Annotated in this window: 22 protein-coding genes; 12 read left to right on the forward strand and 10 right to left on the reverse strand. The window is 63.0% G+C overall.

What is annotated here, in order from left to right; all coding sequences use genetic code 11:
- Positions 1–12 precede the first annotated feature (12 nt).
- Genes HDE72_RS20505 through HDE72_RS20525 form a run of 5 tightly spaced genes read right to left on the reverse strand, consistent with a single transcriptional unit; the run spans position 13 to position 6,744 of the window.
- On the reverse strand, positions 13–588 hold the full coding sequence (locus HDE72_RS20505; RefSeq protein ID WP_183744760.1) for a DUF1349 domain-containing protein: 576 nt from the start codon (positions 586–588) through the stop codon (positions 13–15).
- Positions 589–615: 27 nt separating this feature from the next.
- Complete coding sequence (locus tag HDE72_RS20510; RefSeq protein WP_183744763.1) at positions 616–2,010, reverse strand: efflux transporter outer membrane subunit; 1,395 nt, start codon at positions 2,008–2,010, stop codon at positions 616–618.
- Between the two features lie 9 nt (positions 2,011–2,019).
- Positions 2,020–5,121 carry a MexW/MexI family multidrug efflux RND transporter permease subunit gene (locus tag HDE72_RS20515; protein ID WP_183744766.1) on the reverse strand — a complete coding sequence of 1,034 codons (3,102 nt, stop codon included), beginning with the start codon at positions 5,119–5,121 and terminating at the stop codon, positions 2,020–2,022.
- A gap of 12 nt (positions 5,122–5,133) precedes the next feature.
- Positions 5,134–6,252 carry an efflux RND transporter periplasmic adaptor subunit gene (locus HDE72_RS20520; protein ID WP_183744769.1) on the reverse strand — a complete coding sequence of 373 codons (1,119 nt, stop codon included), beginning with the start codon at positions 6,250–6,252 and terminating at the stop codon, positions 5,134–5,136.
- Positions 6,253–6,264: 12 nt separating this feature from the next.
- Complete coding sequence (locus HDE72_RS20525; protein ID WP_183744772.1) at positions 6,265–6,744, reverse strand: DUF2165 family protein; 480 nt, start codon at positions 6,742–6,744, stop codon at positions 6,265–6,267.
- Between the two features lie 124 nt (positions 6,745–6,868).
- Here HDE72_RS20525 and HDE72_RS20530 point away from each other — a divergent pair, with 124 nt between their 5' ends.
- Positions 6,869–7,528 (forward strand): helix-turn-helix transcriptional regulator, encoded by a 660-nt coding sequence (locus HDE72_RS20530; RefSeq protein WP_183744775.1) that lies wholly within the window; start codon positions 6,869–6,871, stop codon positions 7,526–7,528.
- On the opposite strand, the gene HDE72_RS20535 is transcribed toward HDE72_RS20530, so the two are convergent.
- Positions 7,525–8,784, reverse strand: a complete 1,260-nt coding sequence (locus tag HDE72_RS20535) for an MFS transporter (RefSeq protein ID WP_183744778.1) — start codon at positions 8,782–8,784, stop codon at positions 7,525–7,527. The genes HDE72_RS20530 and HDE72_RS20535 overlap by 4 nt on opposite strands.
- Positions 8,785–8,900: 116 nt before the next feature.
- On the opposite strand from HDE72_RS20535, the gene HDE72_RS20540 reads away from it, so the two are divergent.
- Positions 8,901–9,794, forward strand: a complete 894-nt coding sequence (locus HDE72_RS20540; RefSeq protein WP_183744781.1) for a LysR substrate-binding domain-containing protein — start codon at positions 8,901–8,903, stop codon at positions 9,792–9,794.
- Here HDE72_RS20540 and HDE72_RS20545 read toward each other — a convergent pair.
- Positions 9,791–10,534, reverse strand: a complete 744-nt coding sequence (locus tag HDE72_RS20545; protein ID WP_183744784.1) for an SDR family oxidoreductase — start codon at positions 10,532–10,534, stop codon at positions 9,791–9,793. The two genes, HDE72_RS20540 and HDE72_RS20545, sit on opposite strands and share 4 nt — an antisense overlap.
- Before the next feature lie 125 nt (positions 10,535–10,659).
- Here HDE72_RS20545 and HDE72_RS20550 point away from each other — a divergent pair, with 125 nt between their 5' ends.
- Positions 10,660–11,556: a LysR family transcriptional regulator gene (locus HDE72_RS20550; protein ID WP_183744788.1), complete on the forward strand. Its 897-nt coding sequence runs from the start codon at positions 10,660–10,662 to the stop codon at positions 11,554–11,556.
- Here the strand turns inward: HDE72_RS20550 and HDE72_RS20555 are convergent.
- Complete coding sequence (locus HDE72_RS20555) at positions 11,553–14,423, reverse strand: insulinase family protein (RefSeq protein WP_183744791.1); 2,871 nt, start codon at positions 14,421–14,423, stop codon at positions 11,553–11,555. The genes HDE72_RS20550 and HDE72_RS20555 overlap by 4 nt on opposite strands.
- 288 nt (positions 14,424–14,711) lie before the next feature.
- On the opposite strand from HDE72_RS20555, the gene HDE72_RS20560 reads away from it, so the two are divergent.
- The 5 genes from HDE72_RS20560 (at position 14,712) to HDE72_RS20580 (ending at position 19,870) form a co-directional block, all read left to right on the forward strand.
- The gene (locus HDE72_RS20560; protein WP_183744794.1) at positions 14,712–16,124 is read left to right on the forward strand and encodes a HAMP domain-containing sensor histidine kinase; all 1,413 of its coding nucleotides are present in this window, start codon (positions 14,712–14,714) and stop codon (positions 16,122–16,124) included.
- Positions 16,121–16,660, forward strand: coding sequence for a hypothetical protein (locus HDE72_RS20565; protein WP_183744797.1), 540 nt, complete (start codon positions 16,121–16,123; stop codon positions 16,658–16,660). The genes HDE72_RS20560 and HDE72_RS20565 overlap by 4 nt, the downstream gene beginning before the upstream one ends.
- Positions 16,657–18,039: a sigma 54-interacting transcriptional regulator gene (locus HDE72_RS20570; RefSeq protein WP_183744800.1), complete on the forward strand. Its 1,383-nt coding sequence runs from the start codon at positions 16,657–16,659 to the stop codon at positions 18,037–18,039. The genes HDE72_RS20565 and HDE72_RS20570 overlap by 4 nt, the downstream gene beginning before the upstream one ends.
- A gap of 240 nt (positions 18,040–18,279) precedes the next feature.
- On the forward strand, positions 18,280–18,648 hold the full coding sequence (locus HDE72_RS20575) for a BON domain-containing protein (protein WP_183744803.1): 369 nt from the start codon (positions 18,280–18,282) through the stop codon (positions 18,646–18,648).
- A gap of 208 nt (positions 18,649–18,856) precedes the next feature.
- Positions 18,857–19,870: a bile acid:sodium symporter family protein gene (locus HDE72_RS20580; RefSeq protein ID WP_183682254.1), complete on the forward strand. Its 1,014-nt coding sequence runs from the start codon at positions 18,857–18,859 to the stop codon at positions 19,868–19,870.
- Positions 19,871–19,925: 55 nt separating this feature from the next.
- On the opposite strand, the gene HDE72_RS20585 is transcribed toward HDE72_RS20580, so the two are convergent.
- Both HDE72_RS20585 and HDE72_RS20590 read right to left on the reverse strand, forming a co-directional pair.
- The gene (locus tag HDE72_RS20585; RefSeq protein ID WP_183745043.1) at positions 19,926–21,386 is read right to left on the reverse strand and encodes a UdgX family uracil-DNA binding protein; all 1,461 of its coding nucleotides are present in this window, start codon (positions 21,384–21,386) and stop codon (positions 19,926–19,928) included.
- 5 nt (positions 21,387–21,391) lie between these two features.
- Complete coding sequence (locus HDE72_RS20590; protein ID WP_183744805.1) at positions 21,392–22,624, reverse strand: putative DNA modification/repair radical SAM protein; 1,233 nt, start codon at positions 22,622–22,624, stop codon at positions 21,392–21,394.
- Positions 22,625–22,761: 137 nt separating this feature from the next.
- Here HDE72_RS20590 and modA point away from each other — a divergent pair, with 137 nt between their 5' ends.
- Genes modA through HDE72_RS20610 form a run of 4 tightly spaced genes read left to right on the forward strand, consistent with a single transcriptional unit; the run spans position 22,762 to position 25,724 of the window.
- Positions 22,762–23,520: a molybdate ABC transporter substrate-binding protein gene (gene modA / locus HDE72_RS20595; RefSeq protein WP_183744808.1), complete on the forward strand. Its 759-nt coding sequence runs from the start codon at positions 22,762–22,764 to the stop codon at positions 23,518–23,520.
- 22 nt (positions 23,521–23,542) lie between these two features.
- Positions 23,543–24,214 (forward strand): molybdate ABC transporter permease subunit, encoded by a 672-nt coding sequence (modB, locus tag HDE72_RS20600; RefSeq protein ID WP_183682262.1) that lies wholly within the window; start codon positions 23,543–23,545, stop codon positions 24,212–24,214.
- Between the two features lie 5 nt (positions 24,215–24,219).
- Complete coding sequence (locus tag HDE72_RS20605) at positions 24,220–24,903, forward strand: sulfate/molybdate ABC transporter ATP-binding protein (protein WP_183744823.1); 684 nt, start codon at positions 24,220–24,222, stop codon at positions 24,901–24,903.
- The gene (locus HDE72_RS20610; RefSeq protein WP_183744827.1) at positions 24,903–25,724 is read left to right on the forward strand and encodes a TOBE domain-containing protein; all 822 of its coding nucleotides are present in this window, start codon (positions 24,903–24,905) and stop codon (positions 25,722–25,724) included. Before HDE72_RS20605 ends, HDE72_RS20610 begins: the two co-directional genes overlap by 1 nt.

The raw sequence follows: 25,724 nt of genomic DNA on the forward strand, positions 1-25,724 counted from the left end.
AACCAGGCTTTTTCAGCTCAAATCATGCAAGTCTTTTTGCAGTGCCGGACCGCAGCTGAACTGCGAAAAAACGACTTCCAGGCCACCGCGTTCCGGCGTGCAGCACATGGGGCCAACCAGGTAGCGTTCAGCCACCGGAAACGGCGCCAGGCGCAGCAAAGGCCAGCGTTGTCCATCGGTGGAATACTGCACGCGGATCACGCCGGCAGCCACTGTGACGCGCAACCAGAATCCGTCTGGCATGGCGGGCGCCATGCTGACAGACCAATCCGAATTTTCCACTGTCAGCACACTACTCAGCAGCAGCTGTCCGTCGGAAAATTCGACGCCGAATTTGATCCATTTTTTCTCGTCGATACGCACCATCAAACCGGCCTGGTCGTACAGCGACGAGTACTGCGCAGCGACGTGGATTTGCGCTGTAAAATCACCGTCTGCGGGCAGACCAAAAAAATGCCCACTGTCGCGAATAAAACCGTACTGCGTCTTGCGCCAGAAATCGGTATGCGCGTCCGTCGTCACGTGTAATTGCGTGGCGTGAGCCGCCTGTTTTTGCGGTGGATTAAGCCAGCTGCCCTGAGTAAACATTGCGTCTTTTTTTTGAGGATGGAAAGACTACATAGTTTGCCCCCATCCCAGCGCCTTGTACAGGGCAATCGCATCGACATACGAAGCCGTTTCCGCCTGCAGCGCATCGCGGCGTATATCGTACAAGGCGCGCTGGTTTTCCAGTACCGCCTGGTAGCTGCCGGCGCCGCCCTGGTAGCGCGTGCTGGCGATGTCCAGCGCCGCGCTGCCGTGGCGCGCCGATTGCAGCAGCGAGGCCAGGCGCGATTGATTTTCCACCAGCTGCGTGACCGCGTTTTCCAGGTCTTCCTGGGCCAATAAAATCGCTTGTTCATAGCGCGCCAGCGCTCCTTGCGCCAGCGCTTGCGTGCCGCGCACCCTGGCCCGTGCGCTGCCCAGGCGGAAGGTGGGGTAATTGACGGTTGGCGCAAGTTCGAATGCGCGCGCACCGCCGTCAAACACGCTGCTGCCGCGCAGTGCAAAAAAGCCTAAAAATCCACCGAGGCTGACCCTTGGATACAGCTCCGCCTTGGCCGCGCCCACATCTTCGCTGGAAGCGGCCAGCAAGCGTTCGGCGCGCACCACGTCGGGCCGGTTTTTGATCAGCTGATTCACGTCACCCAAGGGTAGCTGGCCCGCCAGCGGCGCCTGTTCATACGCTGTCGTTGCCAGCGCAATCGCGCCCGGCGCCTGGCCGCTCAGCACATCGAGGCGGTACTGCGTTTGGCGCAGCAGCGCTTGCAGCGGCGGCAGTGCGGCCTCGCTGCGCGTCAGGTTGGCCAGCGCATTTTGCCGCTCTTCCGGCAAGCCGCTGCCGGCACGGATGCGCGCATCGATCAGTGCCACGGTATCGCGCCAGCTTTGCACCTGCGCCTGCGTCAGGGCCAGGTTTTGCTGGTGGCCCAGCGCCTCGTAATAATTGCGCGCAACATCGGCCGCAATCGTCAGTTGCAGTTGCCGCAGATCCGCCTGCGCGGCGTCGGCCTGCGCCTGTGCCGAGCGCGTGACATGGGCCAGGCGGCCGAACAGGTCGAGCTCCCATTGCGCATCGAAACCGAGGCGCGTGCTGCTGCTGGCAGCGCGGCTGTCCGGGCTATCTTGCTGCACCGTGCGCTGCCAGCCCGCCTGCGCTGTGACGGTGGGCAGTGCATCGAGCCGGCGTTCATCGAAGACGGCGCGCGCGGCCAGCAGATTGGCTTGTGCCTGCGCGATATCGCGGTTGTGTTCAAGCGCGCTGGCGATCAGTTGCGACAGGCGCGGGTCGTCAAAAAACGTCCACCAGTTATCTGTTTTGGCGACAGCTGAAAATTGCGTTTGCTGGGGGCTGGCCAGCGTAATGGCCGGCGTGACTGGCGTGACATAGGCGGGCGTAACGGCGCAGCCGGCCAGCAGCACGGGAAGGCAAGAGGTAAAACCGGATAAAAAGTAACGGTAATTTTTCATGGTGTTCCTTTACTGCGCTTCGGCTTGCGCCAGCGCTTGCGATAAATCCTGGGTGCGCGGCGTGTTCTGGTCTTTTGCATGGCTGCGGGCCACGAAGGAGTACACGGTAGGCAGTACGAAGAGGGTGAAGAAAGTCCCGATCAGCATGCCCGAGACGATCACCACGCCCAGGCCGAAACGGCTGTTGGCGCCGGCGCCGCTAGCGAACAGCAGCGGCACCAGGCCGACCACCATGGCGGCCGTCGTCATGAGGATGGGACGCAAACGGATTTGCGCTGCCTTGCGGATCGCGCTCACGCGGTCCAGCTGTTCATTCACCTGCAATTCATTGGCAAATTCCACCATCAGGATACCGTGCTTGCTGATCAATCCGATCAGGGTCACCAGGCCGATCTGCGTGTAGATATTGACGGTGGCGTAGCCCAGCGCCAGCGGTATCAGCGCGCCGCAAATCGACAGCGGCACCGTGATCAGGATGATCAAAGGGTCAGTCAGGCTTTCATACTGGGCCGCCAGCACCAGGTAGATCACCACCACGGCGGCCACGAAGGCCATCAGCAGCGCATTGCCTTCGGTGGCGAACTGGCGCGCATCGGATTGCCAGTCGTAGCTGAAGCCGGCCGGCAGCGTCTTTGCCACGCCATCGAGGAAGGCCACGGCGTCGCCCAGGGTCACGCCCAGTGCAGGCACGCCCTGGAAGGTGGCCGAGTTTTGCTGGTTGAACTGGGTCAGCTGGTTCGGTTCCGTCTTTTCCGTGATCGATACCACGCTAGCGAGCGGCAGCAGGCTGCCATCGTCGCTGCGTACGTACTGCTGCGCCAGCGCCTGCGGCGTCAAGCGCTGTTCACGCGGACTTTGCGCGATCACGTCATAGGCGCGGCCATCCATGCCGAAACGGTTCAGATAATTTTCACCCACCAGCACGGCCAGCGATTCGCCTATGTCCTGCATGCTCAGGCCCAGGCTGGCGGCTTTTGAGCGGTCCACGCGGACCTGCACCACGGGGTTGTTGTAATCGAGGTCGCTGTCGACCACGGCGAACAGGCCGCTGTCACGTGCGCGCTGCTTGACGTCTTCCATGGTGCGGAACAGGGTGGCGTAGTCCTGCGCGCTGCGCAAGACCATTTGCACCGGCAAGCCGCCGCTCGATCCCGGCAGGGGCGCATCCTGGAAGGCGAAGATGCTCATGCCCTCCACGTCGCCCACGGCTTCCTGCAATTGCGCCTGCACGGCGTCGGCATTGCGCTTGCGTTTTTCCCACGACGACAAATTGATGCCGCCAAAGCTGTTGGCCGGACCATCGATGCCGTTGATGATCCAGCGCGATTCGGTTTCGGGCGAGCGCTGGTAGACTTCATCGAGTTTTTTCGAGAAGCGCTCTACGTAATCGAGGTTGGCGTGCTGTGGCGCCTTGATGGCCGTCTGCACGCTGGCCTTGTCTTCCACCGGCGCCAGTTCACGCTGCGGCATCAGGTACAGGAAGGGCAGGCTGGCCATCACCAGCAGGGCAAAGCCGCCACTGATCCAGCGATGCTGCAGCGAGCGGTCCAGCAAGCGTGCATAGCGGCTGGTGAGGCCGGCAAAAAAGTGTTCGGCGGCGCGCGCCATGCGGCCTTCCGTTTGCTTCGATTGCAGCAGGAAGGAACTCATCACGGGCGACAGTGTCAGCGCCACCACGCCCGACACCACCACGGCGCCGGCCAGGGTCAGCGCGAATTCCTTGAACAGCGCGCCCGTCAAGCCGCCCATCATGCCGATCGGCGCATACACGGCGGCCAGGGTGATGGTCATGGCGATCACGGGGCCGGCCACTTCGCGCGCGCCGATCAGGGCGGCGGCCACCGGCGTCTTGCCGTCTTCGATATGGCGGTGCACGTTTTCCACCACCACGATGGCGTCGTCGACCACCAGGCCCACGGCCAGCACCACCGCCAGCAAGGTCAGCAAATTGATGCTGAAACCGAAGGCCAGCATCAGCGCTGCCGCACCGAGCATGGACAGCGGTATCGTCACGACGGGGATCAGCACCGAGCGCAAGGAACCCATGCACAGATAGATGACGATGACGACGATCACCAGCGCCTCCAGCAGGGTGTGCACCACCTCGCTGATGGACGCGTTGATAAAGCGCGCCGTCTCGAAGGCCAGTTCGACTTTCACGCCAGGCGGCAAGGTCTTTTTGATTTCGGGCAGCAGCTTTTTGATGGCCGCCACGATCACCAGCGGATTGCCGCCCGGCGTGGCTGACAAGCCCAGATGCACGGCCGGCACGCCATCCATGGTGGCGCTGGTTTCCTGCGCAGCGGCGCCCAGTTCCACGGTGCCGACATCTTTCAGGCGCACCAGCGAGGCGCTGTCTTTTTCGCTGCCCTTGCGTATCACCATGTCGCGAAATTCGGCCACGCTGACAAGATCGGTATTGATGCTGATATTGGAGACGACGAATTGCCCTTTGATTTTGCCGGGCGCCGCCTGGTAGTTATTGCGCCGCACGGCGTCGGCCACGTCGGACGCCGTCAAGCCGCGCGCAGCCAGTCTGGCCGGATCTATCCACAAACGCATGGCCAGCTGCTGGCCGCCAAAGACAGTAATTTTTGCCACCCCGTCGATGGTGGAAAACATCGGCTGCACCACGCGCGCCAGGTAGTCGGTCAGCTGCGCGGCTGGCACGCTGTCGCTGGCAAAACCCACATAGGCAACGGCCGAGGTATCGCCTGCCGAGCGCTCGATGACAGGATCGAACGCGCCTTCCGGCAGCTTGTAGCGTATCTGGTTGACCTTGGCCATGACTTCGGTCAGTGCCTGCGTGGAATCGCGGTTCAGCTCCATGCGCACGGTGACATTGCTGCTGCCCTGTACCGACGATGAGGTCAGGTAATCGATGCCTTCCACCGACGATACGGCTTGTGCAATCGGCTGCGTCACAAAACCCTGCATCAGTTCCGCCGAGGCGCCAGGATAGGTGGTGGAGATGGTGATGGTGGACGATTCCAGCAGCGGATATTCGCGGATCGGCAATTGCTTGATGGCGAACAGGCCCAGCATCAAAATCAGGGCGCTGATCACCAGCGCCAGCACGGGGCGGCGCACGAACAGATCGGTAAATTTCATTGTCGTGTCCTCTTAGCTGCCGGCGTGGGTCGGAGCCGCAGCCTGAGTTTGCTGCGCCTGGTCCAGGGTATTGGGCACTGCCTGCACGGCCATGCCGTCGGCCAGGCGCAACTGGCCCGAGGCGACCACGCGCTGGCCTGCCTGCAGTCCCTTGGCGATCACCACCTTGCCGTCCGCCCGCTCACCCAGGGTGACGGCCACGCGCTTGACGATCAGCCCCTGCTTGGCATCCTGCTGTGCGACGAACACGGTATCGCCATACGCGCTGTAGGTGACGGCGGTTTCAGGCACCGTCAACTGCGTGGTCTTTTCCTGCTCGCGCGCGACCCGCACACTGGCGTACATGCCGGCCTTCAGTGCGCCGGCTGGATTGTCCAGTGCCGCTTGCACCTGCACCATGCGCGAGCGGGCGATCAGCGGGTCGATGGCCTTGATTTTCGCCGTGAAGACGCGCCCGGGATAGGCGTCCACCAGCACTTGCACGGCCTGCCCCGGCGCCAGCGCGGCGCTGCTCTGTTCATCGAGCGCGAAATTGACCAGCAGCGACTGGGTGTCGATCAGGCTGGCGATGGCGTCGGCCGGGTTCAGGTACTGGCCCGCATGCACGCGGCGTATGCCCAGCTGGCCGGCGAACGGCGCGCGGATGCTCTTTTGCGCGATCAGCGCTACCGTCTGGCGCACCTCGCCCAGGGCCGCATCGCGCGTGGCCAGGGCCGCATCGAGCTGCTCTTGCGTCGCGACCTTGTCGGCCAGCAGCTGGCGCGTGCGGGCATAGCTGCTTTCCGCGTTTTTCAGCTGCGCGCGCAGGCGCAGCAGCGCCGCCTGTTCGGGGGCATCGTTGAGCTGCACCAGCACGGCGCCGGCGGCGACTTTTTGTCCCGATTCAAAGGCGATGTGGGTCACCCTGCCGCCCGTCTCGGCCGCGACCTGCACCTGGCGGACCGCTTCGAGTTCGCCCACGCCATTGAAAAAGCGCTCTTGTGTGCCACTGACGACGGGCACCAGCGCCACCTTGGTGGCCGGGTTGGCCGCTGCGTCGGCTGCATGCGATGCGGCGCGCGGATACAGGCTGACGCCGGCGACGGCGAGTGTGATGAGCAGCGCGGAAGCGCCGGCGATTTTCGTATTCATGGGGGATGTCTCTCAGGAAAAAAAGTTAAATACGGCGAACAGCGCCATGGTCCACAGCAGCAGCACCAGATGCGTCGTCTGCAAGCCTTCCTGCGCGATCCAGTAGGCGAACCACAACCCGCCCAGATGCATCAGCAGCAAAAAGGCCGCCATGGCGCACAGGGCCAGGTTCAGCCAGGGCAGCGCAGCGGGCAGGCCGCCAGCGAAAAAGAAGATCACGCCGGTGCAGGCGGCGATGCTGGCCGCCAGTTGCAGCACCAGCACCACGACCAGGGCCAGGCGGTGCAGAGCCAGCGAAGTGAGTGCGCGGCGCAGCAGCGGGCTTTGCAGGGTCGGGTCTTGCCGCAGCGGGTCCATGCGCATGGTGTTGCCGATGGCCCAGACAGAGCCATGGAAAGCGTGCAGATTGTTGATGGCGGCCAAGCTCAGCCAGGCCGCCAGGCCGCAAGCCAGGATGGCGTGAAACAGCCAGATGGAGTACTGCAATTGCATGGTTTCCCCGTCAAAAAGAAGGTCTTGCCAGCGTGCAGGCGTGGAAATTCCTCGACAGCGGGGAGCTACCGGCCTATTATGCAAGCAATTAGTTGGTTAACTAGGCCCATGATAGTTGAGCGAAATGAATTACACAAGTAAACGTTTGGATAATGCCGAGACTCCGCAAACGACGGAGCGCATCCTGTATTTCATCAAGACCAAGGGGCCCGTCTCTACGGCGGCCCTGGCGAAGACGCTGGAAATGACCGGCGAGGCGGCGCGCCAGCAAGTGCAAAAGCTGGTGGCGGCAGGCTTGATCGAGGGGCGGCAAGAGCCGCAAACGGGTGCTGGCCGGCCACGCCAGAACTGGATCTTGACCGAGGCGGGCAATGCGCGTTTTCCCGACACGCATGCGCAGCTGACGATCAAGCTGATCGGCTCCGTACGTGAATTGTTTGGCGAGGCCGGCCTCGATAAATTGATCGGCCAGCGCGAAGAGGAAAGCCGCGCCGCGTATGCGCAGGCGTGTGCGGCGCCGGATTTGCCGACCCGCTTGCAGCAACTGGCGGCGATACGCGATGAAGAGGGGTATATGGCCCGAGTGGAAGCCGATGGCGACGACTGGCTGCTGATCGAAGACCATTGCCCGATCTGCGCCGCCGCCCGCACCTGCCAGGGATTTTGCCGCTCCGAATTGCAGCTATTCCAGGAAGTGGTGGGACCGGCGGGCAGCGTCGTGCGCGAACAGCATTTGCTGAGCGACGCGATGCGCTGCGTGTATCGCATCAAAGTTTCATCTTAACGCTTCGGAAACAGCGGCCAGGCGACCAGCGCCACCACGGCCGCAATGCACCACACGCCAGACCAGGCGGCCAGGTCCAGCAAATGGGGAATCAGCACCGGCGTGAGGAAAAAGCTCATATACACGGCCGTGTTGGCCATGCCCAGTGCGGTGCCGGCATGGTTGCTGCCGGCTACGGTCGCCAGTTCCGTGTAGCCGACGCCATGCCAGGAGGAGACGGCGACGCCGGCCAGCACGATGGCCGCCATCAGCAGCCAGCCCGGGCCATCGATCCAGGCGACGATACCCAATAGCAGGAATGCCGCGCTTGCCACCAGCACGCAGCCGCGCAGGTAGGCGGGACGGTTGGCGTGGCGGTCCGTATGACGTCCGCTCCAGATGCGCATCACCATGGCGCCCGCCTGCAGCGACACCATGGCCGTGGTGACGGCGGCCAGGCCCAGTTTGCCCTGGTCGTGCAAAAAAATGGTGGCGTAGCTGAGGATGGCCGATTGCGGCACGCACAGCAGCGCGATGGCGCCCACCATGTGCCAGATGCGGCCATTGCGCAATGGCGGCGCCTCTTGTACCGCTAACAGCCCCGTAGACGCGTTTTGCGGCCCCTTGGCGGCCTCGACAGAAAAATCTGGCTCATGCATCCATCTCCAGGCGAACGCGGCCGAGAGGGCGCATGCGAGCGCCAGCGCGCCAAACACCATCGCAAAGCCATGACGGGCCGCCAAAGTAGGCAGGATCAATGCGCCCAGGCCGCCACCGAGCGGCACGGCGGTCTGGCGTATGCTCATGGCGAAACCGCGTTCGCCGGCGCCGAACCAGCGCATCACGGCGCGCCCGCTGGAACCGTTCACGCTGCCGCCCAGCACACCGACCAGCGCCAGGCCCGCCACCAGCGATGACAGGGGTGGCACGGCGCCAGCCGCCGGTGTTATCCACAGCAATAGCGTCAGCAGGGACAACATCGTCCCCAGCAGCCCCCACAGCAGCACGGGCCGGTCGCCCCAGCGGTCGGTCGCCATGCCCCATGGCAATTCCGATAAAGCCACGCCCAGGCCCATGGCGCCCAGCGCCATCCCCAGTTCGGCATTGCTCAGCTGATAGCCGCTGCGCAGCCAGATGGCGGTGGTGGGCAAGCCGGCGGCGGCGGCGGAAAAGCTGGCATTGGCGGCCACGCCGACACCTAGCACCTTCCAACGGTGGCCGGCACCCCGCATCGGGCTTTCAAGGGGAAGGGAAACAGGCGTGCAAGAGGTGGACATGATGGTGGCAGGTGGTGATTGACCTGCACAGTGTTGCGCAGTACGATCGTTCTGAATATCAGAAAGTATTGAAGCTATCGTCCTGAAAAACAGGATGATTGAAGAGGAGCACACAGATGAATTTCGATATCGCCTTTTTGCGCAGCTATGTGGCTGGCGTGGACCTGGGCAGTTACGCGCGCGCGGCCGACAAGGTGGGCCGTTCCACCTCGGCCGTCAGCGCACAGCTGAAAAAGCTCGAAGAGCAGGCGGGCCTGCCCCTGTTTCGGAAGGATGGACGGGGGCTGGCGCTGACCGATGGCGGCGCAGTCTTGCTGTCGTATGCGCGCCGCATGGTCGAGCTGAACGATGAAGCGTTCGTGGCCTTGCACGGCGTGGAACTGGAAGGCTGGGTCAAGCTGGGTTTGCAGGAGGATTTTGGCGAAGTGCTGCTGCCCGATGTGCTGGGGCGGTTTGCCCGCGCCCATCCGAAAGTGCGCATCGAAGCGCACGTGGCGCGCAACACCGCCTTGCTGGAACGTTTATCCACAGGCCAGCTGGACCTGGCCCTCTTGTGGGGTGGAGCCGCCCTGCCCGATACCCTGGCCTGGCCCACCACCCAGCGCCAGACCCTGGCCGCGCCCGCCATGCGCTGGATCGCCTCAGCCAGCCTGGCGTGGCAGCCCGAGTCGGGTCAACCTTTGCCGCTGATTACCTTTGACCGCGAGTGCCTGTTCCAGCGCTGCGCCACGCAGGCGCTGGACCGGGCCGGCATCGTTTGGCGCACGGCGTTTACCAGTCCCAGCCTGGCCGGCTTGTGGGCGGCCGCTGCTGCCGGGCTGGGTGTGACGGTGCGCACCTGTTATGGCTTGCCGGCCTCGGTGCGCGCGCTCGATGCGCAGGCGGCCGGCTTGCCCGCCCTGCCCGCGCTATCGCTGGAATTGCTGCATGGCGCCTCGACGGCCAGGCCGCCCGTCGACCGGCTGGCGGGCCTGATCGCCGAATCCTTGCAGGCGAACCTGATCGCTTAAAAATCCTGCAAGGTCGGGCGCAGCACGATTTCATTGAGGTCCACGCCGTCCGGCTGTTCGATGGCATAGGCCACGGCGCGCGCCACGGTCTCGGCCGGGATGGCGATCTTGTAAAACTCTTTCAGGTGGGCCGCGCTTTGTGCGTGGCTGCTGCCCGACTGCAATTCCGTATCCACCGCGCCTGGCGAAATGACGGTGGTGCGGATGGCGCCGCCCACTTCATGGCGCAAGCCTTCCGAGATGGCGCTGACGGCAAACTTGGTGCCGCTGTAGACGGTGCCGCCCGGGCTGATGACTTTATGGCCGGCTACCGACGACACGTTGATGAAGTGGCCGCTGCCTTGGGCGCGGAAATGCGGCAAGGCGGCGGCGATGCCGTACAGCACGCCTTTGATGTTGATGTCGATCATGCGTTCCCATTCATCCACTTTCAGCGCGTCGAGCGGAGCGATGGCCATCAGGCCTGCGTTATTGATCAGCACATCGATCTTGCCGAAGGTGGCAATTGCCGTGTCGACCAGGCGCTGCACGTCGGCAGCGATGGTGACGTCGGTTTGCACCACGGCCGCCTTGCCGCCAGCGGCCGTGATGTCGGCGGCGATGCTGTTGAGTTGTTCGGTGCGGCGCGCGCCCAGCACCACGGAGGCGCCCAGTGCGCCCAGATGGCGTGCGGTGGCGGCGCCCAGACCGCTGCTGGCACCGGTGATAACGACGACTTTTCCTGCGATAGCTTGTGACATGATGGTTTCCTTGTGTGGGCAGCCCCTTGCTGCCGATAAAACCAGTATCGGGGCGGATGCGCTGCCAAACAATGGAAATGATATGCTTAGAGAATTCCAAAATATGGAACTGTAGAAGGAAACCCATGTTGAACCGACTTGAAATGCTGCGCATTTTTTGTACTGCCGCCACACTGGGCAGTTTCAAGGAAGCGGCGACCCGCCTGGGCATCTCGCCGCAAGCCGTCACGCGCGCGGTGCAGGAACTGGAGCGTTTGCAAGGCGAATTGCTGTTTCACCGCAATACGCGGCAAGTGCAACTGAGTGAGTTTGGCGCCGCCCTGGCCGAGCGCGCAAGGTCAGCCGTAGAGCAGATCGATACCGTGTTCGAGCATGAGGAAAACGATGCCGAGGAAGTTGCGGGACTGGTGCGCTTGACAGCGCCCGCTGCCCTGTCGCGTACGGTAATCTTGCCGGCCCTGACGGCAGTGGCCAGGCGTTATCCGAAGATCGCCATTGACCTGCGCCTCGATGATGCGGTGGCCGACGTGGTGAATGAAAAAATCGATATCGGCGTGCGTATCGGCTTGCCGCGCGATAACCGTTTCGTGGTGCGCAAGGTGGCCAGGACGCAGCTGTTCGTGGTGGCGACGCCTGAGTGCATCGTGCAGCATGGCGAGCCCGTCAGTTTTGACGATTTGCACCGCTTGCCGACCACTGCCATGTATGACCGCAGCACCGGCCGCGCCTGGCCCTGGATGTTTGCCGATGGCCAGCGCGTGTACCCGGAAGGCGCGCGCTTCATGTGCAATGACGCCGAGGCGGAATTATCCGCCGTGCTGGCGGGCCTGGCGTATGGCCAGGTGCCAGACTTTCTGGCCCGCGAACACATGGCGGCCGGCCGCCTGGTGGCCGTGATGCGCGAGGCCGAGGCAACGCCGTGGGACATCTATATCTACCGTCCCCAGCGCGGCCCGCTGGCGCGCCGCTTTCGGATCGTCTATGACGCCCTGGGCGACGCGCTGGCGCAGTTGCCCGTTTAGGAGGCCAGGGCCAGCAGGTCGACCACTTCCAGGCCTGCCAGGTCTTGCGTCGTATTGCCCGCAAACGCGGCGCGGCTAGCTTTGCCATCTGTCAGCCAGGTACGCGTGACGGCCTTGATCTGCGCCAGGGTGCAGTTCAGTACGCCGCTACGGAATTGCTGGCGCACCGCTTCCGTCGTGCCCCGCTGCAGCATATTCCACGCCGTCAGTGCTTCTGCGTATGGCGAATGCGGTTTGTCGAGTCCCTTGATCACGCAGATGATCGCCTCTTCCACCTGCTCTTGCGAGAAGTCGCCATCGAGGATTTGTTCCAGCGTGGTGCCGAAGTCGGCATAGGTGCCGGCCAGGCGCGGATCGCGGTAGGAGCTCAAGGTGAAGGTGCCGGCGCCAGCCGCATAGCTGGCGCTGCCGCCATAGGCGCCGCCTTTTTCGCGCAGGGCCGTATGCAGCACCTGGTTCGTCATCAGCTCGGCCGCGACGGCCAGCGCTGCCGCGTCCGGGCTGTGCACGCCAGGCACGGGCCAGGCCACGTAGCAATGGTTGATCTGGCTGGTAGCGTGCAGGGCGGCATTGGCCAATGGCAATGCAGGGGCTTCGCTTGCGGTCGCCGCGACTGCAGCGCTTGCCGATGGCACTGGCAAATCGAGCAGGCCGGCCAGGGTCTGGCCATCCTGTTCCAGGCCGGCGCACAGCACGGTCGGTACTTGCGCAATGATCTGTGCGTGCAGGCTATCGAGTTCGCGCGCGATTTCCTGCAAGCCTGCCGAGGTCTTGCTCAATTGCTGCAAACGGCGGTAGAACGGCAAGGCGGACGGGCCACTGACGATGTCGTCGAAACGGCGCATGGCCGACAGCGGCGCGGCAGCGGCCAGCATGGCGTAGCGGCCACCCGATTCCGCCAGGCTGCCCAATTTATCCTGCACCAGGCTTTCGATCAGGAAAGCCAGACGCTCTTCTTCATCGAAGCGCGGCTTGGCGATCCAGGCCGACAGCACGGCGGCAATCGCCGCGTGTTCTTCACGCAAGCCACTGGCCGAGAACGACAATTCCACGCGCATCGCTTGCTGCGGGCGCGGGATGGCTTCCAGGCCGATGTGGAACGACGGCACCATGCTCTGGCGCCAGGCGCTGGCGTCGTCGAACGACAGCTCGCCCACGCCCAGTTCCGGCGCCAGGTCCGTGTACAAACGCAGCCATGGCCAGGCCGCTTCCGGCAAGTGCGACACGTCGTACAGCACATTGGCGTAGCTGATGCCGTTCGAAGCGATGGAAAACGCCACCGCGCCATTCACGGCGGCAGGAATCGGCAGGGCCGGGCGCGGATGCGCGCTGACGTCGCCAGGGCGAATGCGCGGCAGCACTTCCGAATTCGACGGCAATTGCTGGTGCGCTTCCAGCGCGGCCGATTCGGCCACGATGTGTTCGCGCTGGGCATCGGTCAGGCTCGCTTGCAGGGCGGCCAGCTTGGCGTCTTCCTGGGCGGCGCGGTCGGTGAAGAAGGCGCTATCGGGCACCACGCGGGTGGTCAAGCGGGTCGGGTTGGCGATCAGCTCGCGTACCAGTTGCTTGAAGAATTCCGGGTCCTCGACTTGTTTTTCCAGCGTTTCCAAAATAGCCGCATTGTCGAAGGCGTGCATGACGTCGCCGCCATACATGGCCAGCGGCAAGGCGTGCAGCAAACGGCCCAGGCCGTAAGGCATGCGGCCGCTGCTGATTTCGCGCTGGCTGTATTTGATGTCGCGCAAGGCGGCGTGCAGCACGGCAGCCGGAATACCCTCTTTGGCCGTTTCTTCCAGCGCGCTCCAGATGCGGGTGTGGGCGTCGGCGATCTGTTCCTGCGTCAAGCCTTCCATGCCGATGTGGAACACCATCTGGCGCGTGCCGGCGTCGCGGCCATTCATGTCCGATGGACGGCCGTAACCAGCCGATTCCATGGCGCGCATGACGGGCGCCGACGATTCGCCGAGCAAGCCTGCCGACAGCAGATGGGCGTGGTAAAACGCCAGCGGCTCGGACGATTCGCCCATCAGCCAGGCAAACTGCAGGCCGAATTCATCGTCGCGCGCTTCCTGCGAAGGAATTTTGACGGTGTTTTCCTGCGGTGCGGTCCACGCTGGCGCCAGCTGCGGCAAACGGCGCGGGCTGAAGCCGCTGAGTTTCGATAGCACGCGCTCGGCCACCTGCTCTTGCACCGCCGACGCTTCGATATTGCCGGCCGTCATGATCACGGCTTGCGAAGGGTGATAGTGGCTGGCGTGGAATTCTTTCAGCATTGCATGCGTCAATTCCGGGATATCCAGCGGATCGCCGCCCGACTCCACTTCATACGTCGTGCCTTTGAGCAAGGTGCTGGCGATGCCGCTGTCGAGTGCGCGCATGGGGCTGTTGAAAGCACCCTTCATTTCATTGAAAACGATGCCCTGGTACACCAGCTTGTCGCCTTCAAATGCATGGCGCCAGCCTTCCTGGCGGAAATTGAGGTAATCCAGATTCGGGAAGAAGGCCGCATCGAGGTACACATCGAGCAGGTTGAAGAAATCCTTGCGGTCGGTGCTGGCGAACGGGTACACGGTGCGGTCCGGATAGGTCATCGCATTCATGAAGGTGGCCGTCGAACGGCGCAGCATCGAGAAAAACGGGTCGCGCACCGGATAGCGGGCCGAACCGCACAGGGCCAGGTGTTCCAGGATGTGGGCGCGGCCATCGCTGACCTCGGGCACCGTGGGAAAAGCCACCAGGAACACCATCTCAGCCTGCTCGGTATGCATATGGATATGGCGCATGCCCGATGCGGGCTCGACGTATTGCTCGATGGTTGCCTGCAAGACTGGAATGAAGTTACTGCTGACTTTTTCAAATGTGCTCATGCGGTGTGGGATCTCTGCGGTAGGTGATTCGGGAATTCGGTGGCGTGCATCATAGTTGGGGACAAAGCGGCGAAAAGCCAGTACTGGCCTGCCACTTTGATGCCTGTATGAAGTTTTTCCCTATTGTACTAGGACTATTCGCCGCCCGCGCTGCCCCACCCTGACTTGATTCCTGCTGAGGTGCAATCCAACAACGTTATTATTTTGATTGCATCAAGATAGGCGGCGTCTTGCATCGCGCGCTTAGCGTACCATGCGCTTTTTCCCATCGCCGAACAAGGTCGCAGCGTGTCCAGACTTTCCTTTCGCCAATTGCTATTTGCCGCCTTCATCCTGACGGCAGGCATTTTGACGGCCACCTCCGTGCAAGCTTTGCTCACCCTGGAACACCTGGCGCGGCTGGGCCGCGAAACGGCGGCGCAGGCGATCACCCTGACGGAGCAGTCGCAGCGCTTGTCCGAGCGCACCCTGGCCATGGAGCGCAGCGCGCGCCAGTTCCTGGTGCTGGACGATCCTGTTTTCCGCGACCGTTATGCCAGCGCGCGCCTAGAAGCGGCGGCCTCGCTGCAAGTATTGAACCGCGCCACCCCCGGTTTCGCCCAGCAACTGGCGGACGAGTGGACGGCGCAGGCAGAAGCCGCCTGGCAAGTGTTGCAGGCTGGCAAGCGACGCAAGCGCGATGGCCACGCCGTGGTGTATCGCGCGTTTGCCCGCATGGCGCAAATCAATGACAGCCTGGCGCGCGACAGCAAGACGGAAATCGGCAGCCGCAACGATGCGCTGCTGGTGGAACTGGAACGCCAGCGCCGCTTGCTGGGTGCGCTGGTGATCGGCGCCGTGCTGCTGGCCGCCGTGCTGGCCACCTGCTTTGGCTTCCTGCTGTCGCGGCCGCTGCGCCGCATCGAAACGGCCATCGAACGGCTGGGCGACAAACGCTATGAGCAACCCATCGTGGTGGGCGGTCCTGCCGATACGCGCCGCCTGGGCCAGCAGCTCGACTGGCTGCGCCAGCGCTTGCACGACTTGGATGCCGACAAGGAACGTTTCCTGCGCCATATCTCGCATGAATTGAAAACGCCGCTGGCCGCGCTGCGCGAAGGCGTGGCCTTGCTGGAAGATGAAGTGGCGGGTAAGCTCAGCGATGGCCAGCGCGAAATCGCCGGCATCCTGCAGCAGAATACGGCCTCCTTGCAAAACCAGATCGAAGACTTGCTGCGCTACAATACCGCCGCGTTTGACGCCCAGCGCCTGGCTTGCAGCAAGGTCGATTTGCTGGCACTGCTGCATGCCGTGGTGGCCGAGCAGCGGCTGCAATGGCAGGCGCGCCGCCTGACGGTGGAGGTGCAGGGCGAGCCTTTGATGGTGCAGGCGGACCGCGACAAGCTGGCCACGGCCCTGGCCAATATCCTGTCGAACGCCGTGCGCTTCAGCCCGGAAGGCGGTACCGTGCATTTCAGCTTGGCGAGCGACGGCAGGCGCGCCAGCATCGATTGCATCGACGAGGGCAGCGGCGTGGCGCCCGAAGACGTGCAGCGTATTTTTGAACCGTTTTACCAGGGAGTGCGCCAGGCCGCCAGCGCGCGCAATGGCAATGGCATCGGCCTGTCCATCGTGCGCGAATATATTGCCGCCCACGAAGGCAGCGTCGCTCTTTTACCGCGCCCGGCCGGCGCCCATTTTCGGATAGAACTGCCCTTATGATGAATTCCCTAACTTCCCGCGCCGGCCTTGTACTGTGCGCCATGCTGCTGGCCGCCTGCGCCGCCACGCCCGCGAAACAGACGCCCGTACTGGTGCAGACGCCGCCGCGCGTGATTCTGGTGCCCGACCCCAGCCTGGCCGAATTGCTGGCCTACCATGCCAGCGTGCGTTTGATGACGCCGTCCGAGCTGGCCAAGGCCCAGCAGGATATGGCTGCGCAGGATGCGTCCGCCAAAAACAATCTGCGCCGCGCCATGCTGGCCGCCACCGTGCACGGCACGGGCGACTTGGCACGCGCGCAGGCATTGCTCGAGCCGATAGCTCAAAGCACGGACCAGCCTGCACTGGCGCCGCTGGCGCAATTGCTGTCCGCCCATTATGCAGAAACGCGGCGCCAGGATGAAGCCATCGAGAAACTCAATGGCCAGGTGCGCGACGCCCAGCGCCGCAATGACCAGCTCAATGAAAAACTCGAAGGCTTGAAAAATATCGAGCGCAGCCTGTCTGTGCGCCCCGCCGCAGGAGCGCCGAAATGACGGATCAAGCTCACACGAATCAAGCCCACATCCTGTTAGTGGACGATGATCCCGACCTGCTGCGCCTGCTGACGATACGCTTGAAGGCGGGCAATTACCGCGTCACGGCCGTGGGCAGCGCGGAAGCGGCGCTGGCCCGGCTGGCCGTGGAATTGCCGGCGCTGGTCATTACCGACGTGCAATTGCCTGGCCGCGACGGCCTGGCGCTGTTCGACGATATCCGCCGCCAGCACTCTGCCCTGCCCGTCATCTTGCTAACCGCCCACGGCACCATCCCCGACGCCGTCGACGCCACCGCGCGCGGTGCGTTTGCTTACCTGACGAAACCGTTCGATGGCAAGTTGCTGATGGAAAAGGTGGCCTACGCCGTCAACCTGTCCACCGTCATGCCCACGCCGGCCTCCAGCGATGAAAGCTGGCGCGCCGAGCTGATCAGCCGCAGCGCGCCGATGGCCGAATTGCTGGCCGAGGCGCGGCTGGTGGCCGGCTCAGACGCCAGCATCCTGATACGTGGCGCCAGCGGCACCGGCAAGGAATTGCTGGCGCGCGCCTTGCACAACGCCAGCCGCCGCGCCAAGGCGCCGTTTATCGCTGTCAACTGTGGTGCGATCCCCGAGCAATTGCTGGAGTCGGAATTGTTTGGCCACGTGAAAGGATCATTCACGGGTGCGGTGGCCAACCGCGAAGGCTTGTTCCAGGCCGCCGATGGCGGCACTTTGTTCCTGGACGAGATCGGCGACATGCCGCTTCCGCTGCAAGTCAAATTGCTGCGCGTGCTGCAAGAGCGGGCCGTGCGCCCGGTCGGCGCCGACCGCACGCAGCCGGTCGATGTGCGGCTGCTGTCGGCCACCCACCGCGACCTCGATGTCGCCATGGCTGAAGGGCAATTCCGCGAAGACTTGTATTACCGCCTGAACGTGGTGACCCTGGTCTTGCCGCCGCTGGCCGAGCGCCGCGAAGATATCGCCTTGCTGGCCAATCACTTCCTGCAAAAAGTGGCTGCCAAGTATCAAAAGCCCTTGAATGGTTTCGCGCCCGACGCCTTGACGGCGCTGGTGGGCGCGCCCTGGCCCGGCAATGTGCGCCAGCTATTCAATGTCGTCGAGCAAGTGTGTGCGCTGGCGACGGCGCCGCTGGTGCCCTTGACCCTGGTGCAGCGCGCCTTGCGCGTGCCCTCGCTGGAAGCGCTCAGCTATAACGAAGCCAAGCAGCGCTTCGAGCGCGACTACCTGGTGCAATTGCTGCGATTGACCGATGGCAACGTGGCCGACGCCGCCCGCCTGGCCGACCGCAACCGCACGGAGTTCTACCGTTTGCTGCAGAAATACGAGCTGACGCCAGCCTTGTTCAGGGGCGACGGCGAGCCTGTCGCTGATTAGCGACAAGAATAAACTGTTTAAATTCAAGGGCTTGGCATGAAACATTGATAGGCTTACCATAAGCTGTCGCTGCCAGGCGACAAAAAGCCGGATTTTTCGGGCCATGCCAGGCTGAAAAAATCGGTATTTATGCCAAGTCATTGATTTATAAGGGTTTTTAAAAGCTGGCACGGCCTTTGCTGTATGGGTAGATGTGACGCTTCAAAGTGTTGCTTTAACTTCATATTGAGAGGAACTACCATGCAAACATCGAAACTGTTCAATACTCTGGTTGCCGCCGCCCTGCTGTCGGGTGCTTCGATTACCGCTACGCATGCAGCTGACTCCGCACCGAAAGCACCAGCGGCACCTGCCGCCGACACCGTTGTCGCTGCCAACGCCGCTGCCGCCGTGCCTGATGAAACCATCACTTCCTCGGCCAAAGCCGCCCTGAGCGCCGACGCTCAAGCCGCTGCCCTGCCAGTTAATGTAGCGACCAAGCAAGGCGTGGTCGTGCTGTCGGGCGACGTGCCGAGCGCCGAAGCCGGTGACCGCGTGGTCCAGATCGTCGCTTCCGTGAGCGGCGTCAAAGAAATCAAGAACGAACTGAAAGTCAAAGCCGCCGGCTAATCACCGTTCGTGCTGTTACTCCGGGTCGCCCTGTCTGCGGACAGGGCATTTTTTTTGCCCGCAGACTTTAACCTTAGGGGCATCGTGACCAAACCGTCACGCAGGGAGCCGGGCAACCAGCGTAAAATAGTCAGCAATGGCGCCATTTCTGGCGCTTTTGTCATCCCTGGCACAGCGTTGCAAGGCTGTGCCGCTAACAGGCTATCGCATGTCCTCTTCCTCTCCCCTGGCGCTGTTGCGCAAGCTGAAACCCGATAATTTCACCATTGCCCTGCTGTGTACCGTGGCGCTGGCCAGCTTCCTGCCCTGCACCGGCACGACGGCCGTGGTCTTCGGCAACATCACCACCGTCGCCATCGGCGCCCTGTTCTTCCTGCACGGCGCCAAGCTGTCCAAGGAAGCCGTCATGGCGGGCGTCATGCACTGGCGCTTGCACCTGCTGGTGCTGGCCAGCACCTTTGTCATGTTCCCCTTGCTGGGCCTGGCGCTGCGTCCGCTGGCGCTGACCTTCCTCACGCCTGAGCTGTACGTGGGCATCCTGTTCCTGTGCGCATTGCCATCCACCGTGCAATCGTCGATCGCGATGACCGCCATGGCGCGCGGCAATGTGCCGGCCGCCATCTGCAGCGCCTCGGCTTCCAATTTTATCGGTATCTTTCTCGCCCCCATCCTGGTGGGCTTGCTGGTGGCCAAAGGCGCGGCCAGCAAATCGTCGCTGGACGCCGTCTTGTCTATCGTCATGCAATTGCTGCTGCCTTTCCTGGCCGGCCAATTCCTGCGCCGCTGGATAGGCCGCTGGGTCGACCGCAACAAGGCCGTGCTGAAATACGTCGACCAGGGCTCCATCTTGCTGGTGGTCTACACCGCCTTCAGCGAAGCCGTTGGCGAAGGCCTGTGGCATACCCTGTCGGTGGAAACTTTGGTGGCGCTGGCGCTGGTCAATTTGCTGTTGCTGGCGCTGGTCTTGGGCATCGGCACTTTCGTCAGCCGCCGCCTGGGCTTTTCCAAGGAAGACGAAATCACCATCGTCTTTTGCGGCTCCAAGAAAAGCCTGGCCAGCGGCGTGCCGATGGCCAAAGTACTGTTTTCCGCCCGTGAACTGGGCATGGTGATCCTGCCGTTGATGCTGTTCCACCAGATCCAGCTGATGATCTGCGCCGTCATCGCGCAGCGCTATGCGCAGCGGACTGAGGGGCAAGAGGCGCCGGTGACGACGGCTTGAGTACATCGTTCAGATCGATGTAAGGAATACCGCGCCCTGCGCGGTATTTTTTTGTCTATGAAACCCGATTGTGCTGCCCATCTTCAAGCAGCTTTATCGCCTGCCGCAACCCCTCAACCATCACCGCATAAGCCTCCCGCCGGCCCGTTTCATCCGGCGCCCGCAAGACATACGACGGGTGGTATACGGCGACTATCCAGCGGCCCTGATGCTGGAACGGTGCACTCAGTATGGACTGCAGGGTGGCTGTGCTGTCTTGCAGTAATGACTTCAAGGCGGTGCTGCCCAGTGCGACGATGACTTCAGGCTGCACGCGTTCCAACTCTTCTTCCAGCCACGCATGGCAGGCGGCGATTTCGCGCTGGGCGGGGGTTTTGTGCAGGCGGCGCTTGCCGCGTGGTTCCCACTTGAAGTGTTTGACGGCGTTGGTGAGGTAGACGCTGTTGCGTGACAGCTTGGCCTCTGCCATGGCCTGCTCCAGCACGGCGCCGGCCGGGCCGACGAAGGGCAGTCCTGCCAGGTCTTCCTGGTCGCCTGGCTGTTCGCCGAGCAGCATGATGCGCGCTGGCTGTGGTCCGCTGCCGGGCACGGCTTGCGTGGCGTGTTGCCAGAGTGTGCAGCGGCGGCATTGCTGCAGCGTGGTCAAGGTGTCGCGCTGGGGCAATGCCCGTTCGTGGCGGATCGGGATGGTGGCCGCGCCGCTGCGCTGCCCAACGGTGGCCGTTTGTCCGGTACGCCGTTCGCCATTGGCGGCGCCCGTGATCATGGCGGGCACGATGGCGCCTTCCGGCAGGTTTTTCCAGAAGCGCGAAGGGATATGGCTGCGCAGCAGGCCGGCATTCACGCGTGCGGGGTTGAAGATGCTGCGGTAGTAGGTCAGCCACAGCGCTTCGCCGTGATCATCGATATCGGCTGCGCCCTTGAGCAGCGCGGGGCCGGCGTGCAGGGTGGCGCCATCCCACATCATGGTGGCCGTCGGCGTGGCGATCATCCAGCTGATGCTGCCCATGCGACGTGCGAAGTGGCGAGCCACTTGCGGCAGCACTTCGTGAGTGGGTTCGAACCAGGCCACAAAGCGCGGCGCATGATCATTCGCACCGGTGTCTGTACGCTCCCTGAAACGCACGTAGGCATGCATATCGTGCTCTTCGCGGCGGACAGCCTTGACCATGCCGTGCAGGCGCGCACCATCGGCGTCGGCGGGCGAAATCACAGCGTGTTCGCCACGCTGCCAGCGCCACAGTACCTGGTAGAGAAAAGCCCAGCGGTCGGCGGCGCTATAGCAGGCAGCGCATTCTAGCAGTTCGACCAGCTGGCGCGGCAGGCGCAAGGCGGGTGCATAATTTGTTGCATAAGCTGGCGCATCATCACTCACCTCGTCCACCGCGCCTGAAAACAGGTCGCCATCATTTGCCGGCGACTGCCATTGCACCGATGCCGGCGGCACGCCGCTGGCAATCAGGCCGCGCACCGCCACGCGCCACTCCTCAAACGATTGCACCCGGCGCACGACCATATTCTTCACGCTGCCTGCAGTTCTGGCCACAGATTCATCTGTTGCGGCGCGTCCGCCATGGCGCGCCGCAGCTGGTCGGAGGGGCAGCTATCGCGCGAGGGAAAATAATCGGCCGTGATGATGAAGGGGGCGATTTTTTTCATGCTGCAGCGTAGCCGCGACAGGTCGGCATAACGCACCTGGCGCAAGCGTCGCAGGTCGACGATGCGCTGTGCATTGCGCAAGCCGATGCCGGGCACGCGGGCGATCATATGCGGTGCGGCGCGGTTCAGGTCCAGCGGGAAATGTTCGCGGTGCGCCAGTGCCCAGGCCAGCTTGGGATCGATGTCCAGCGCCAGGTTGCCGCCTTCTGCCGGCAGCAGTTCGCTGGCCTGGAATCCATAGCTGCGCAGCAGGAAATCGGCTTGATACAGCCGATGTTCGCGCAGCATGGGCGGTGGCGCCAGGGGCACGCTTTTCGGGCTGTCCGGGATGGGGCTGAAGGCTGAGTAATACACGCGTTTGAGCTTGTAGCTGCTGTACAGCGTTTCAGCGGTGGACAGGATTTTCTGGTCGTCGCTGGCGTCGGCCCCGACGATCATTTGCGTGCTCTGGCCGGCCGGTGCGAAGCGTGGCGACTTCGGTTCTGCGGCTTTTTCATCGAGCTTGCGGCGGATGGAACCCATCGCCAGCTTGATGGTATGGACGCTCTTTTCAGGCGCCAGTTTTTGCACGCTGTCTTGCGTGGGCAGCTCGATATTGACGCTGAGCCGGTCGGCATAGCGGCCCGCCTGGGCGATCAGGGCCGGGTCGGCGTCCGGTATGGTCTTGAGGTGGATATAGCCGCGGAACTGGTGTACCTCGCGCAGCTCGCGCGCTACCTGCACCAGCTGCTCCATGGTGTAGTCGGCCGACTGGATGATGCCGGAACTGAGAAACAGGCCATCGATGTAATTGCGCAGGTAAAAATCGGTGGTCAGCTTCACCACTTCGGCCACCGTAAAACGCGCGCGCGGCACGTTGGAGGTGCGGCGGTTGACGCAGTACTGGCAATCGTACAGGCAGTAATTCGTCAGCAGTATCTTGAGCAGCGAGACGCAGCGGCCGTCGGGCGTGTAGCTGTGGCAGATGCCCATGCCGGTGGTGGCGCCAAAGCCGTCCTTGCCAATGGAGTCGCGTTTGGGCGCGCCGCTGCTGGCGCAGGAAGCGTCATATTTGGCCGCATCGGCCAGGATCTCCAGCTTGTCAGTCAACTCCATGATACGCCCATATACTGTGTTTTTATACAGTATATCAGCAAACTGTCACTGCGCCAGCGATGTTTCCAGCAACAACAGCAACGCTATATATCGGTGTATATTACGGTCCTGTTCTTCATCTAAAAAGGGATACGACCATGCGCCTTAACACTCTTGCCACCTTCCTCAGTGCCGCCCTGCTTGCTACTGCCGCCTCGTCGGCTTTTGCCGGTGAAGTGGTGGTGTCGGCTGCCGCCAGCCTGACGAATGCATTCAAGGATGCCGCGCAGAGCTACGAGGCGCAGTATCCGGGCAGTAAAGTGTCCCTGAACTTTGCCGCCTCGGGCGTGCTGCTGCAGCAAATCGTCAAGGGTGCGCCGGTCGACGTGTTTGCCTCGGCCGACCAGGAAACCATGGATGCGGCGCAAAAGCAGGGCCTGGTGCTGGCGGCCGACCGCCACGATTTCGTCGGCAACAGCCTGGTGCTGATCGTGCCGCACGATAGCAAGCTCGATATCAAGCGCCTGGACGACCTGGCGCAAAAAGGCGTCACGCGCGTGGCGATTGCCAATCCGGCCAGCGTGCCGGTGGGCCGCTACTCGGAAGGCGCTTTGAGAAAAGTGAACCTGTGGGACAGCGTGCAGCCCAAGGCCATCAGCACGCAAAATGTGCGCCAGTCACTGGACTATGTGGCGCGCGGCGAAGTCGACGCGGGCTTTGTGTATGGCACCGATGCCGCCATCGTCAAAGACAAGGTCAAGGTGGTGCTGGAAATCCCGCTCGATACGCCGGTCACTTACCCTATCGCCACCATCAAGGGCAGCGCCAACGCGGCCGAAGCGAAGCGCTTTGTCAGCTATCTGCAAACGGCGCAAGCACAGGCCATCCTGGCCAAATACGGTTTCAAGAAACCATAATTTTTTACTGAAGTAGCACTGCATGGATATCGCCTGGACCGCGCTGGCCCTGTCGCTGAAGGTGGCGGCGTGGGCCACGGCGCTTAATTTATTGCTGGGCATCGGTACCGGCTATCTGCTGGCGCGCGCCCGTTTTCCCGGGCGCGACTTGCTCGACGCCTTGCTGACCCTGCCGATGGTGATGCCGCCCACGGTGCTCGGCTACTATCTGCTGGTGCTGCTGGGCCGGCGCGGCACCCTGGGCATCTGGCTGCAGGAACACTTTGGCATCAACCTGATCTTCACCTGGCAGGGCGCCGTGATCGCTTCCACGGTGGTGGCTTTTCCGCTGGTGTTCAAGCCGGCGCGCGCCGCCTTCGAGGCGGTCGATGGGCAGCTGGAACAGGCGGCCCGCGTGCTGGGCATCTCTGAAATGGGCATCTTTTTCCGCGTGACCTTGCCGCTGGCCTGGCGTGGCATCCTGGCCGGCGTGCTGCTCGGTTTCGTGCGCGCGCTCGGTGAATTTGGCGCCACCCTGATGGTAGCTGGCAGCATCCCCGGCAAGACGCAAACCCTGTCGGTGGCCGTGTATGAAGCGGTGCAGGCGGGCCAGGATGACGCCGCCAACATGCTGGTGCTGATCACCTCCGCCGTCTGCATCGTGGTGCTGCTGGCTGCCGGCCGTTTGGCGCCGGGGCGCATCGTACACAAATAAAGCCTATGCGACTCGACCTCGACATCCGCGCCACCCTGCGCTCCGGCAAACGCAGTTTTAATCTGCACGTGCAATGCACGTCCAATAGCCAGCGTATCGCCGTCTTCGGCCCATCCGGCGCCGGCAAGAGCATGACCCTGAAGGCGATTGCCGGCTTGTTTACGCCCAGCGAAGGCCATATCCGCCTGAATGGCCGCACCCTGTTCGATTCCGCCGCCGGCATCAACCTGGCGCCGCAGCAGCGCAACGTGGCATATCTGTTCCAGGATTACGCACTGTTTCCCCACCTGACGGTGCGCCAGAACGTGGGTTTCGGCCTGCGCCGGGGCTGGTTCAATCCGGGCGCACGCACCAGGCTGGAAAAAGTCGACCAGTGGCTCGACGCGTTTCATTTGCAGGAACTGGCGCACCAGTATCCCGACGAGTTGTCTGGCGGCCAGCGCCAACGTGTGGCGCTGGCGCGGGCATTGGTGTCCGATCCGGCCGCCCTGCTGCTCGATGAACCGTTTGCCGCCCTCGACCCTGTCCTGCGTGTCAAAATGCGTCTGGAGCTGAGCCAGTGGCAGCAGCGCCTGGAAGTGCCGATCATCCTGATCACCCACGATCCGGAAGACGCGCGTATTCTGGGCGAACATGTGCTTTACCTGCGCGACGGCCAGATCGATAATGCAGAAAATAAGGCGGCCTGATGGCGGATATAGAAAACAAGACAGCGGAAATCGGCCTGCAAGGCTCGGTATGGATGACGGTGGGCGGCGAAAACCTGGGCGGTGCGGGCCGCGTGGAGCTGCTGGGCGCCATCGCCGAACATGGCTCCATCACGCAGGCGGCCAAGGCCGTCAAGATGAGTTACAAGGCGGCCTGGGACGCCATCGACGCCATGAACAACCTGGCTGGCGAACCGCTGGTCGAGCGCCTGACGGGCGGCAAAGGCGGTGGTGGTACGCACTTGACGCAGCGCGGGCGCCAGCTGGTCGATAATTTCCGTATCATCGAACGCGAGCATGCACGCTATCTGCAGCAACTGGGCAGCCAGGCGGAAGGCATCGCCGACGATCTTTTACTCATACGGAGAATGGCCATGAAAACTACCGCGCGCAATCAATTCCTGGGCAAGGTCGCCCAGCTCAAGACGGGCGCCGTCAACGATGAAGTCATCCTGGAACTGCCGGGCGGGCAGCACATCGTCGCCATCGTCACGCGCGATAGCAGCGAAAGCCTGGGCCTGGCCGTGGGTGTGGAAGCGTTCGCGCTGATCAAGGCGTCATCGGTGATCCTGGTGGCCGACAGCGAAGGCGCCCGCTTCTCCGCGCGCAATCAGCTGCTTGGCAGCGTCACGCGCGTGCAGACGGGCGCCGTCAACACGGAAGTGGTGCTGGACCTGCCCGGTGGCGGCACCATCGCCGCCATCGTCACCAATCAAAGCAGCAGCGACCTGGGGATTACCGAAGGCGGCAAGCTGACGGCGATCTTCAAGGCGTCGAGCGTCATCCTTGGCGTACCCGCGTAA

Source organism: Janthinobacterium saanense (assembly GCF_014200675.1).
Classification (GTDB): domain Bacteria; phylum Pseudomonadota; class Gammaproteobacteria; order Burkholderiales; family Burkholderiaceae_D; genus Janthinobacterium.